The organism is Candidatus Poribacteria bacterium, assembly GCA_021295755.1.
Lineage (GTDB): Bacteria > Poribacteria > WGA-4E > WGA-4E > PCPOR2b > PCPOR2b.
In genome coordinates, this window is record JAGWBT010000218.1 from 1 (window position 1) to 12568 (window position 12568).

General features: G+C 52.4%; 8 protein-coding genes and 1 pseudogene. All 9 read right to left on the reverse strand.

Going from position 1 to position 12568, the window contains the following annotated elements; all coding sequences use genetic code 11:
* Window positions 1–771: Gfo/Idh/MocA family oxidoreductase (locus J4G02_22095; GenBank protein MCE2397205.1), on the reverse strand; the 771-nt coding region annotated here is incomplete at its 3' end.
* 399 nt (window positions 772–1170) lie between these two features.
* A pseudogene (locus J4G02_22100) lies at window positions 1171–2732 on the reverse strand (D-aminoacylase).
* Window positions 2722–3480 (reverse strand): 3-hydroxybutyrate dehydrogenase, encoded by a 759-nt coding sequence (locus J4G02_22105; protein MCE2397206.1) that lies wholly within the window; start codon window positions 3478–3480, stop codon window positions 2722–2724. The pseudogene J4G02_22100 and the gene J4G02_22105 overlap by 11 nt, the downstream one beginning before the upstream one ends.
* Window positions 3481–4222: 742 nt before the next feature.
* On the reverse strand, window positions 4223–5728 hold the full coding sequence (locus J4G02_22110) for a DUF839 domain-containing protein (GenBank protein ID MCE2397207.1): 1506 nt from the start codon (window positions 5726–5728) through the stop codon (window positions 4223–4225).
* A 356-nt stretch (window positions 5729–6084) separates the two neighbouring features.
* Window positions 6085–7830 carry a hydantoinase B/oxoprolinase family protein gene (locus J4G02_22115; protein MCE2397208.1) on the reverse strand — a complete coding sequence of 582 codons (1746 nt, stop codon included), beginning with the start codon at window positions 7828–7830 and terminating at the stop codon, window positions 6085–6087.
* 965 nt (window positions 7831–8795) lie between these two features.
* On the reverse strand, window positions 8796–9845 hold the full coding sequence (locus J4G02_22120; protein ID MCE2397209.1) for a hypothetical protein: 1050 nt from the start codon (window positions 9843–9845) through the stop codon (window positions 8796–8798).
* Window positions 9846–10023: 178 nt separating this feature from the next.
* Window positions 10024–10383, reverse strand: coding sequence for a hypothetical protein (locus J4G02_22125; GenBank protein ID MCE2397210.1), 360 nt, complete (start codon window positions 10381–10383; stop codon window positions 10024–10026).
* 13 nt (window positions 10384–10396) lie between these two features.
* Window positions 10397–11857 (reverse strand): CehA/McbA family metallohydrolase, encoded by a 1461-nt coding sequence (locus J4G02_22130; protein MCE2397211.1) that lies wholly within the window; start codon window positions 11855–11857, stop codon window positions 10397–10399.
* On the reverse strand, window positions 11854–12465 hold the full coding sequence (locus tag J4G02_22135) for a hypothetical protein (GenBank protein MCE2397212.1): 612 nt from the start codon (window positions 12463–12465) through the stop codon (window positions 11854–11856). The genes J4G02_22130 and J4G02_22135 overlap by 4 nt, the downstream gene beginning before the upstream one ends.
* Window positions 12466–12568: the final 103 nt, after the last annotated feature.

The window sequence follows — 12568 nt, forward strand, 5'->3', positions numbered from 1 at the left end:
ATCAGTCCAAGTGCGCCGTGGATCCGATACCAGACACCGTGTCCACGCATCTTCAGTCCCATAATTCGGACGACCGAGTTGTTGTCCATGCGGCAGAGGATGATCCCACCGGGATCTCCGCGTTGGACACTCAATTTTTCGGTGTCGTTTTCGGAACGGGGGATTGACAGCGCATTCACGCTCACCGGGTGGGTGTCGGTGATGAACATAATCGGTGCAAGCGCGTGAGAGCAGTAGTAGGTGGACGGGATCCAATTGCGCCAGTGATTCATCCCCGGCGATAATCGATTGTATCCTTGTGAATCGAAGGGGTGGTTGTACGTACTGTACCTCGCCGACCTCGTCGTTCTGGTAAAGGCGACGCATTTCCTGATTATAGGCAAAGTAAGGGTAATTTTCGGCGAACAGATAGATCTTGCCGGACTTATCCACCGCTCGCGCCAACGCCACGCCTTCCGCCGGCGTGCCACACGCCATCGTTTCACTCATCACATGCAGCCCCGCCTCAAGGGCTTTGACAGCGAAGGGAGCGTGCTGATGAAAGTAGTTCGCCAGCACAACGGCGTCCATATCGTGGGCGAGAAATTGATCGTAATCGGTGTAGGTCGTAACGTTTAACTTTTTCCCCGCCTCATGCAGCTTCGCCTCCCATGTATCGCAGAGTGCGACCAACTCCATACCAACAAAGGGAGCCCCCTGCGCGAAACTCATTCCGCGCCCGACCCCAACGACGCCAACGCGGATTCTGTTACCGTCTGTTTTCTGTGCCACGGACCTGCTCCTTTCGGTTATTTCCCCATTTGGGTGCTTTCACGAGTTTTTTCTCAACCCAAGTATTTTGGGCGACCACAAGGGTTGCTCCTACATTAGGTTAATTCCCGTAGGGGTTGGGTTTCCCAACCCGTTGAGGAAACCTCGCCCCTACGATTGGGCACCCATCGGTGAATGGAGGACATACCTCATGCCTACTACTATCAACTATGGTAAATTTTAGAATTACTTAGACACTCCCAATTCACAGCCAACCCCCTAAATCCCCCAACCCCCCTAGCCCCCCCCTAGCCCCCCTTATCAAGGGGGAAACCGTTATCAGGGGGACTTTGGAAACTTCGCGAAGGTCGGAGTTATTGGTAAATGTTTACTTATTTATCTAATTCACCATAAATTATCCTATGTTCGTCGGAGGACCTCTCCACTACGTTCCCCGGTCAATTCCCCATCTTTCAGCACTACTTTTCCATTGACGATGACATGCTGCATACCGACGGCGGTTTGGTTCGGTTCAAAGGTGGTGCCCTGATCCGCGAAGGTCTCTGGATCGAAAATTGCCACATCCGCGCACGCTCCCATCCGAAGGACGCCCCGATCGGTCAAACCGAGTCGGCTGGCTGGTAGCGATGTGATCCGGCGGATAGCCTCCTGTGGACTGAGCGTCTTTTTATCCCGCACAAAGTGCCGGTAGAACCAAGACGCCCATGTGTACGCCCCGTGGAACGATGTGCCTGCTAAAGGTCCGTCGGTCGCTAAGGCGGTGGCGTCGGAACCGACCATACAATTGGGATGCTCAAAGGCAATGCGGATATCCTCTTCCCGATAGGTGAAGGCAAGAATCATCAGGCTGTGGAGGTCGTCAATTTCAGAGAGGAGGAGGTTGTAGATAGCGTCAAACGGATCAACACCCATCAATTCGCTGATTTCAGCGATGCTCCTGCGAGAGAATTCGGGGTGCGCCTTGCCCTCAAAGAGGACAATGTTGTTCCAATCGCCTCGCGCCAGTGCGGTGATGATACTGGGATAGGTTTTCAGCTCTCGGCGGACGGCAGCTGATCGTCCAGCGCCCACGGCGGCAGGGCAGCGCTCAGATTGGTCGTTCCGAACAGTCGTGTGTGCATATCAAAACCGACATCGAACCCGCGATCCTGTGCTTCGTCAACCTGCCTGAGCGCGTCTTCGATTGCCCATCGCCCATCTTCAGCGAGCCGCGAGACGACGGAGATATGGGAGATCTGCAGAGGGAGGTTTGATGTCGCCCCGGTTCGGATTGCCTCCGCGATGGTTTCCTGCGCTTCTCCGTCCCGATTGCGGGTGTGGGTCGCATAGAATCCGTCGGCGTCAGATGCCACGCGACAGAGTTCGATGATCTCCGCTTCCGTACAATCTCTTTCGGGTCCGTATTCAAGCCCTGTGGAGAAACCGAACGCCCCTTCCTCTAGGCTTTGTGCCAACAGGCTTTTCATCTGCCTAAGTTCATTGGGGGTTGAAGGACGATCTACCAGTCCGGCGACAGCGAGGCGCAGGTTGCCGTTAGGGACGAGGGATGCGACGTTGACCGCCGGCTTTCCCGCTTCGAGCGCGTCGAGATATTCAGCCATCGTGCGCCAACCGATTTCATGCCCCTCTTGGTGTCCGTAGATGTTCATCTTCGCCAACTCTGGATCGCCGATAGGCGCGCATCCGTGACCGCAGTTGCCGACAATCTCAAGGGTTACACCTTGGGTTATTGAACTCATCGCCCGTGGATCGAGGATTAGCGTAAAATCAGAGTGACTGTGGATATCAATGAAGCCGGGCGCGACAAAGAGACCTTGGGCGTCTATACACGGGATACCCGCCTGTTTTTCGATTGTCCCAACCCCGAGGATTCTGCCATCTTTAATCGCCACGTCCGCACGGAAAGGTGGGGCTGTCGTCCCGTCAATAACAGTCCCATCTGTACCTCCCCTATCTCGCAGTCCAGCCCAAATCTATCGCCCAGTCCGCGCCGGTGATAGCGCCGGCAATATCAGAGCAGAGGTAAACGACAAGCGCGGCAACCTCCTCCGGCGTGATGAGTCGCTTGACGGCAGCGGGTTCTAGCATGACCTGTTCGACGACCGCCTCCATCGAAATTCCGCGTGTCCGCGCTTGATCGGCAATTTGGCTCTCAACCAGCGGTGTGCGGACATACGCCGGACAGATGGCGTTGACGGTGATACCGTGTTCGCCGCCCTCCAGTGCTGCTGTCCGCGTGAAGCCGATGAGACCGTGTTTGGCTGTTATGTAGGCACTCTTGAAAGGCGAAGCGACCCGTCCGTGAATGGAGGAGATGTTGACGATCCGACCCCATTCACGAGTTTTCATCGAACCCCAGACGTATTTGGTCAGTAAGAAAGGTGCGGTGAGCATCACCCCCAACATTTTGTCCCACGTGTCTTCGGGAAAGACCTCAATCGGATCAATATGCTGGAAACCTGCGTTATTGATCAGAATGTGAACCCCACCGTAGTGAGATAGTGTCTCGTCTACAAGGCGTTCGCAGTCTGCCCGCTGCGAAAGATCCATCCTCACGAAATGGCCACCGATCGTGTCCGCAAACTCCTTTCCTGCTGCCTCGTTCAGATCAGCAACGACCACTCGATCTCCACCATTCGCAAGCCCTTCGGCGATGGCTTTACCGATGCCACTTGCCCCGCCGGTGACAATAGCAATTCGTTGGCTCATTTTTTTCCCTCGCTATTGTTGACTAATTCTAATATGATAACGCAAGTTGCTAGGGTGTGTCGACATTTTATTGTCACCGATTTAGGGTTATTTATGGTATATTTTAGAATTACTTAGACACTCCCAATGCACAGCTAACCCCCTAAATCCCCCAACCCCCCTAGCCCCCCTTATCAAGGGGGAAACCGTTATCAGGGGGACTTTGGAAACTTCACGAAGGTCGGAGTTATTGGTAAATGTCCACTTATTTCTCTAATTCACCATAATTCTCCGATATTAACCTTTGGTGCCAGTTAGCGAGAAAGTCGTTTCCGCATTGTTCAAGAGTTCATTGGTTCATTAATTGGTTGGTTCGCTCATTCTTCTTACGTTCCACCCTTCAAATACACATGTCGCCCCGCTGGGGCTTTAGGATATTTGCTTATCCTTGTGCTATAAACATGTCGCCCCGCTGGGGCTAAATGAACCGCTGAACCAACTGCGTAAATCCTATAATATTTTAACAGTTGGGTACGCAAATATTTGTCAAGAATACAGGCTGGAAGGATGGAAATTGGAAGGTAGCAAGGAGGGAATGAGGGATTCCCCTTACTTCATAACCCCTACCTTTAAGATTGGGACTTATGCGCCACGCCAGATGAAAACGTCAGCGGGAAATAGATGTATAGGGCAAGTTAGGTTGAAGGTCAAAAAAGGAATCACTATCGGTGTAAGTAAAAAGGGATTTCCCAATACTGGATTGTTAGCTGCCAAGCGACGTGCTCGTTGATGTCATACTGTTAGGTTTTTGCCAGAACATATCAGCGCGTTGTCGAATTTCATGCCAAGGACCGGTGATTGCCAGCGTAATCCCAGGACTCTGGATATTCACAAAAAGCGTTGTGCCATCCGGTGAGAATGTCGCACCCGCGAATTCTGATAGATTGCCAGCGTTTCGAGCAAACCGGTAGAGGTTTCCTTCGGGTGTTACGCCAATTAGGAATTCCTCGTTTGGGCCATCCTCACAGATGATTAAATCCCCCCAAGGTGTGACCGTCACATTATCAGCATTCTCCATGAGATTGCTGTCGTTCGGCTCAATAAAGAGTTGAAGCGTGCCGGGTTGTTGCTCCTCACGGCTTGTGCCTTCATAGGGACTTGGCATGTATTTCCAGATCTGTCCTTTGCGTTTTATACCGCCATTTGTGCAGGCGATATAGAATTCCCCCCTGTCGGAGTCACCACCGTACCATATCCCTTCGCCCCGAGCGAACTTCGCCGCACCTTTACCTTCAGTACCTTGTACGCGGAGGTCATCATCCGGTGATTCCACGTTCTCAATATCTACCCATTCAACGTCAAGTGTTTCTCCCACCGGCATCGGACTATATGTCCACCGGAAAACTTGTTGCCTCCTGTTTCGCCAGTTTCGGGTGTCTACACTCTTGATGTCGCGAATTTTCAATGCCTGAAGTTTGCCACCAGCGGCGAGTTCACCCGGCTTCTCCGGGATAAACCGATAGATTAAACCATCCGATCTGTCTTCGGTTTGATAGACAATCCCACTTTTGGGATCGACAGCGACCGCTTCATGATTGAAGCGCCCCATCGCTTTCAACGGAATCGGGTCGGCTAATTCTATGTCAGCAGAAGCCGGCACCTCAAAATTGTACCCGTGCTCCACCTCGTACGTTTCCTCTGCCTTCTGAATGGTTTCTTCACAAGTAATCCACGTATTCCAAGGCGTGAGACCGCCCGCACAATTCCGGATCGTTCCCGTCAGACTTAGGAAATGTTTCTCCAATGTCTGTGTTTGCGTGTCATAGACCAGCGTCGTCGTCCCACCGAGACACGGTAGTTCACCGGATCCAGCGTCATAAAATTTGTCAATAGCAGCAGGTTCAATCTTTTCGTTATTCCATCCAAAGGGTCCAACAGTTTTGGCAGTAGCCTGCAATTCGTGATTTCGGACGAGGAGAGTTTTGCCGTTAGGTCCCGGAAATGCTGCCATGCCATCGTGTCCGCCCGGCACCCAAAGTCCATCGTCCATCTGTTCGCCTGTTCTAGAAAACGCGTGGGCAATAAACCCTTCGGGGAGGTCAAGGAGTTGGTTTGCACTCGGCGCGAACAGGAAAGGATCAGGTCTAAAGCCCGGCACCTTTTGAATCAACGCCCGGCTACACCCTAAAAATCCGAGACTGACAGCTGCAGATACGGTTCCGATCGCACCAGCGCGTAGAAATTGCCGTCGAGATAATTTGTTTTTCATAAAGTTCCTCATCATTTGTTACTCAAAAGCTTGGACGGTTCGTTGCCGGAAACTTTTATTGTTTGAATAGCGGATTATCGTAGATGACACGGATTTCGCGGATTCTTGTATTTCTGTGTATTGAAAGTGTTGGGTTTCACTGTCATTCAACCCAACCTACGATATATGGATTTGGGGTGAGCGTATGAGAAAATTTCCCCAATTCCACGTGAAATCGTGAATAATTTGTGAAACGCAATGCGTGAGAAGAAACGGATAGCAGTACATTGTTGGGTTTCAGTAGCGAAGCCGCAGAGGGCGGGTAAACCCGACCCCTACGATTAAACTGTGCACACATCGGGGGCTGTAGAACTCTATCATGGCGCTGCTTTCCGTTTATCTGCGTATGTTTGTCCGCGAAGCGCTGTGGTGGCGGCTTTGTCCACTGCCAGCGATACCTCGTCGAGGACCACGCCATACGCTTCCCGTGCTGCTTGAAGTGAGACCTTGCCGTTCTTGACATCGCGTACCACATCAGCCGGCGGACGCAGCAGCGGGTCGCCCCATCCACCTCCCCCTGCCTGACGGTGATAGATCCGCTCGTCCGCTTCCATAGATGTGGATATCATGGTCTGCAGTACCTCCTCCTCACCGTCGTCGTGATGGAGGACATTAATCGAACCTCTGCCCGGCTTCCCGCCGTAGAGACCATAGGGTAGATGGTCTCTACGGTCAGAACGGATGGCGAGGTGTGCTTCACCGGAAAGTAGTCGCCATTCGCGTTCAAGCCCAAGGCCACCGCGGAATTTGCCCGCACCGCCGCTATCCGGAACATATCCGTAGCGTTCAATATGTACCGGATATTCGGATTCCGCTTGCTCGATCGGGATATTGCTGGCAACGTTGGCGGGGTTGCACAGTCCGTCGATCCCATCGCGGTCGGGACGCGCTCCCCATGTCCCCGACATCAGTTCGTAGTAGACATACGGCGTCCGATCCTCCCGTTGTCCGCCAATTATTACGAGGGAATTGCCTCCTTCGCCGGCGGCTAACACTTGGTCTGGCAGTAAGCCTGCTAATGCGCCGAAGATGGTGTCCACCAACCTGAATCCGGTGATGCCGCGCATTGAGGACGCAGCCGGCATGACACCGTGAACCACTGTCCCCGCCGGCGCAATAATTTTCAGCGGTTTGAACATACCCGCTGTGTTCGGAATATCCTCCCGTATCACCGATCGGACGCACAGCGCGACTACTGATGCGGTAAAGGAGAGGGTGTTGTTGATGGCCCCCCGGACCTGTGGGTTTGTGCCGGTAAAATCAGCGGTAAGGGTATCGCCCTCCACTGTCATTGTCACTGTCAGGCGGACAGGCGGTCCCCCGACGCCATCGCTGTCCATGTAGTCTGTGAAGGTATGGCTGCCGTTGGGCCATGAGGCGATCTCTGCGCGGACCAACCGCTCGGTATAGTCGATGAGTGAATTGGCACAGGAGGTAAAGGTCTCCAGTCCGTAGCGTTGAATCAGTGTGTGCACCGCGCGCTCACCGATATGACAGGCTGCCAGTTGTGCTCGCAAGTCTCCGATAGCCATCTGCGGCACACGGACATTCGCACGGAGCAGTGTGAAGATTGCTGCATCGGGTTCGCCGGCATGATACAGTTTTAACCACGGGATGCGGAAGCCATCTTGGAAGATTTCGGTGTTATCACAGGCGGAGCTGCCGGGCAAACGTCCGCCCAAATCCAAGTGGTGGGCGGTGCTGACGGCAAATCCGATACGTTCATCCTCCCAAAAGATGGGTTTAACGATGAAGATATCCGGGATGTGCATCCCACCATCGAAGGGATCGTTGAGGATAAAGACGTCGCCGGGCTGCATATCGCCGTCGAATTTCTTAAACAGCGTTTCCATCGCGAAGGGAACAGAGCCGAGGTGGAGGGGAATGGTTACGCCCTGTGCAATCATTTCGCCGTCGGCGTTACAAAGGGAGGTTGAGTAGTCGAGGCAGTCGCGAACAATGGTTGAATAGGCGGTGCGGTATAATGCCATCGCCATTTCGTCGGCAGCCGACGCCAGGGCGTTTTGCATAATTTCGCGCGTAATCGGGTCGATCTTAGACATTCTCAAGCTCCATCAAGGGGAGATATAGCTTTGACAGTTCGGTTCTGACTCTACAGCGACCTTAAATGGTCTTTTTTTAAGGGGAGAGAAGTAAAATAAAAAGGGAGGATACTACAGATTTCGGTCGCCAATCGATGCACGGCTAAAACAGGTGCAAAACAGTAGGGAGGAAGAATTGTAGATTATTCTCTTAGATGCTCATCCTCCTCCCTTTTTGTCAATTCGTTTGTCCATAGTTGTCCCGTACCGTTATTTTTGGTATTACGGTTTCTAGCGCGCTTGTTTCACGGCTAACTTCTGTCTCTTGAGACGGCGTTTTTGGCGATGTCGAATTTGTGTGCGTCGTCGTACCTGTCCAACTTTTGATCGTGCCACGGTATCACCTCCTTTTAACGAATTGTTTTAGTCTAAGCTACCTAAACGGTTGCTTACCCCAAAAGTAGGTTGATTTGTTTGTTTTACAGGACTTACGCAAATTGAACAGAAAATTGGCATATTTTGCTGAAAAGTCGTTATTTGGTTGCATCTAACCCCCTAAACCCCCTGATAAGGGGGGCTAGGGGGGTTAGGGGATCTTCTCCCTTGTCTTTACCCTCTTATCAGAGGGGTTCAGGGGGACTTTAAGAGGAAATGCGTAAGTCCTATTCTATACACATGTCGCCCCGCTGGGGCTGTGTTGGTTCATTCGTTCATTGGTTCATTGTTATCCACATTGTGCTCCGCTGGAGCGAAAGTAGGGTTCTTTAGTTTTAAAGAAAACCGACGGATGTCAAAAACTAGAGCGGGTTGACATTTTGGTATCACCAATTCAGCATTGCTATGCACATGGCGCCCCAACCTACGGGAATTGATCAACCTATAAGTCTATATTCACATCTCGACATCTTCATACGCTAGGATCACAGGTTAGACAACCTGTGACTACGAAAGGAAAATAGACCTACCACAGGGAAACTGTTTTTCTTTTAGGCATCGTCAACTGTTCTTGCCAAATAGAACAGCGCATCATTGCACAGCGCCTCGACCTCTCCCATTGCGACGTCCAATAGTTCTTTTGAGGGACACTGCAGCAGCAGCCGATTCGGCGTGAGTGTGATATAACGCTGCCCATCTGTATGAGCGAATTCTACCTGCGAGTCAGTAGTCTGAACGATCCGATACCCATTTCCAAACTCAATCGTGTTCCGAATTTCCAGACCATCGGCGTTTTGGTATAGCGCTTTAGCCTTCAGTGTTTCCGGTAAAACCTCGGGAGCGGGAGCAGCAGTTTCGGGCTCAGTCGTTCGATCTTCTTCTGGTTCAAGGATCAAGACCGGTTCACTTGCCGAATCAACATCTTCTTCATCTTCGGTAGAATTTCTGGGTGTTTCCGGTTGATCCTCGGTTTCCGCCGACTGACTCTCCTCAAACACGTCGGAGAGTACACCCGTGATAGCGTCAGGTTCCGGCTGAGGGTCTGCCAACATCTGCCTGAGTGTGCGAGCACAGATATTGAAGACAAGAGGATGAAACGCGAGCGTCTCTGGATCAGCGTACTCAAAAAGCGATCTCGCAACGAACGCTATGTCCGCCTTGTCTCGATTTCCCATCCGTCTGAGGCGCGTTTCGCACGCCTTGAGTGCATACGACACACTGTTAATAAATTCCACCGTAATCAGGTGGCGCAGCACCTCAAAACGAAAGGCATCACTAATACTTTCAGGACCTTCCTCACCCTCTGGCGTTGTCTCCTCGCCGCCTTCGGCTTCAGCGGTGAACGAGCCGGCTTCAAAGGCATCCGTCGTTTTCTGCCGTAACAGATCTTGATCAAACGTGATATTTTCAAATTCAGGCTCATCAAGCAATAGCCTGCTATTCACAATTTTGTCCTGTAGTTGTTCTTCATCAGACTTTGCCGCTTGTAATGCCCGCTGCTTCTGAATAGCCAACTGCTTGCGTTTGGATTTCTGATTTTGTTGGCGTTTTGCGCGTTTACGCGCAATGTTGAGGTGTCGATTCTTCCTTTTTTTCGCCATCTTTGACCCGATCCGCAATTGTGGTTGGATGAAATCGTCCTGAGGGAAATTCAGATTAAGAAAAGTATACTGAATAAAGTTGGAATTGTCAACACAGATTGAGGGATATGGGTGGAAGCATAGCAGAAGTGTGTGGCAGCCCTTTCTCCTATCTTCACGCACCACATTTCAGACACACCTAATGTGGAATTCCTAGCTGATGCATCCGTCGGTGGATGGCTTCCTGTGCCTCCATGAAGGGACGCTCAAGGAAAGCCTGATGGTCCTCCTCTCCGTGATGGTGTGTTACCGTGCCCGGATGGTGGTGGCGGGCAGTCTTACGAATATACGACAATCCGCCCTCAATGAGTGTCAGCATATAGTTTGCGGTTTCCGAATCGAACATCCACCACTCGGCAATGTAGACCGGGGAGGTGTGAGCGATGATGCCACGCCCCCAACCGTCGAGATGCGGAACCGCTTGGGTGTAGCCGGGACCGCCACAGCGGGCTGCAATCCACGAGTGCTGATTAACGGGCAGCGTTGTTTTCAGATGCAATCTACGTGCGCCATTATTCTCCGCTGTCGAGGCGACAACCCTCCCCGCCTGAACAATTTCTAACGTGTGAATGGGGAATATGGATTCCCGTACCGCCGTTGCCCGGCAGGTTGATTGTACTCCCGATAGGTTGTCCATCAACCGTCAAGCGAATGATGGGACCACCGCTGAGGAAAGTGTTTCCGGCGCGGAGATACTTACACCAGTTATCGTAGTTGAATTCCTGATCGTCGGGGATGTGGACATACGTGCGATATACACCGACAGGCACGTCACTGGTCATCTTGTCTGTTCCACCGACCAAAGGCAGTTTGTAACCGCAGTTGAGATAGCGGTAATACTCGATGTGACCGTACATCGCTTCGGTCAGGTACTCGACTGCATCTACACGATTGGTGGCAATCAATGTCGCTGGTTCACAGTTGGGGTTCGGGATGTGGGGCAAGACAACGGTGCCGCCCTGTGCGTGGCAGGCATCCGCCCAATGCGAGAGTGTCGTCTCCATGTTACCACCGAGTTCTGCTTCACCGGGACCATCAGAACACCATGGACTCACCTGCTCTTTTAAGCCGAGCAGCGTGAGATGCCCAAGCAGATGTTGACGATTTTCCTGCGTGGCGTAGACGATACTGCGACCATCGTCGGAGACAGTCGGACGGCCAATGAACTCCTCTGTGTTGGTGAAGAGGTGTCCCCATTGAGAGAGCAGCAGGTTGACAACGTTCAGGTCTTCGCCTTGCGCCTCCGTGTGGGAGCCTTGCGTTGAAAGGAAATGGACATGGGTGTCCCCGCTGAAGTACCTCTCGGCGTTCATGTTGCACCAACGCTTGAGCCGCAGCGTCAGTTCGCGTTGACCCGGCTGAATCTCAACCTTTGTCCGTAACGGCTCATATTCGTAGCCTCTTGCAACATCAACGATGACCTCGCCACGCGGCAGCCAGCCTTGGCACGTTCCGTCGGTGTAGGCGTAGGAGATCTGTCCCAACCGCACATCTCCACCGACATCAATATGCCAAGTGCCGTTGTTTGAGTTGACGTGTGCGTGGTGTCCGTGCGGCGCGTAAGGTATCCCTTTTGGGGAACGGAAGTGGATACGGCACGGAATCGGCTGATTGGTTTCATCATCGACTACCGTTGTGTGTACCCAGTTTCTGCCGCTGTCAACGATTTCGACCTGCACCCGCTCGTTTGGTGCGATCTTCCCTTTCTCCTCAAGCTCTCCCCATTTTACCGCGCCTAACGTTTCGTCGTGATTCTTGACCTTCATTGTCGCCGATGGGGTCGCTGTCACTTCGACATGGGCGGGACTGCTACTGTTATTCTGTGTTTCGCCCCAGCCTTTCCGTTCGTCATCAAGAAATTCGTCCGCAGACTTCTCCGGCAGCGGATAGGGATAGGTCGCCACACCGCGGTCAACCTCTACCTCCATGCGGAAAGGCTTCGCCGCATCTTCCTCCTGTGGCAAAGTAATCATGACATCGCGGATCGCTTTTCTAGGGATAGGATCTTCATCGAGGTTCCCCAACGTAACGGCAGCGAGGATAAACGTCGGTCCCTCTGGGACAATTTGCAGGGATTCCAGCGTCTCCGACGGGTTCGGATTTTCCCAGACCCACAGATAGTAGTCCGACGGTCCCGCCTGCGTGGCTTCGGTCTGCCGGTTGCCCGCAGCGCTCCAATTTCTTGCTGATCTGGCCATGCGAGAAAAGGCAGCTGCCCCCAACCCGGCGGGACGACAGCGATCTCGAACCGTTCTCGTATCGGCGCCGTGACCGTTTCACCGTTTGCATAGTGGAAAATGTAGTTCGCAACCAAACGCCCGACGGGATCACCTTCAAAGATTTTCGATTCGAGTAGCCGATGCACGACGATGATCCGTTTCGGCCCCGCGTTGAGTGGTATGGTAGCAGGTTCTGTGTTAAGTTCGTCCCCGAAACCGAGAAAACAGTCCCCGTTCTCACTGATTTGGAAGGGCAGGCCGTGGAAGGTTTGCGCACCGATTGCGGGAGTTGCGTTTTCACCGAGAATTTCTGCGCCAACGTTGCAGAGTGATGAGAGATTTAGTGGTTGATAGTCTGGCATTGGGTTCTCCTTGAGTTTATGTTGGTTCATTAGGTGAGATAGATTATTATTGCGTGAAAGGTGAAACGGAGAAGTTGTTTTTTCATGGATTTTCCTCATTGAG

Excerpts from the sequence above, each read along its gene's own strand:
- J4G02_22135 (MCE2397212.1), bottom strand. The coding sequence starts at position 12,465 with ATGCCAGACTATCAACCACTAAATCTCTCATCACTCTGCAACGTTGGC.
- J4G02_22105 (MCE2397206.1), bottom strand. The coding sequence starts at position 3,480 with ATGAGCCAACGAATTGCTATTGTCACCGGCGGGGCAAGTGGCATCGGT.
- J4G02_22130 (MCE2397211.1), bottom strand. The coding sequence starts at position 11,857 with ATGATTACTTTGCCACAGGAGGAAGATGCGGCGAAGCCTTTCCGCATG.
- J4G02_22120 (MCE2397209.1), bottom strand. The coding sequence starts at position 9,845 with ATGGCGAAAAAAAGGAAGAATCGACACCTCAACATTGCGCGTAAACGC.
- J4G02_22110 (MCE2397207.1), bottom strand. The coding sequence starts at position 5,728 with ATGAAAAACAAATTATCTCGACGGCAATTTCTACGCGCTGGTGCGATC.
- J4G02_22115 (MCE2397208.1), bottom strand. The coding sequence starts at position 7,830 with ATGTCTAAGATCGACCCGATTACGCGCGAAATTATGCAAAACGCCCTG.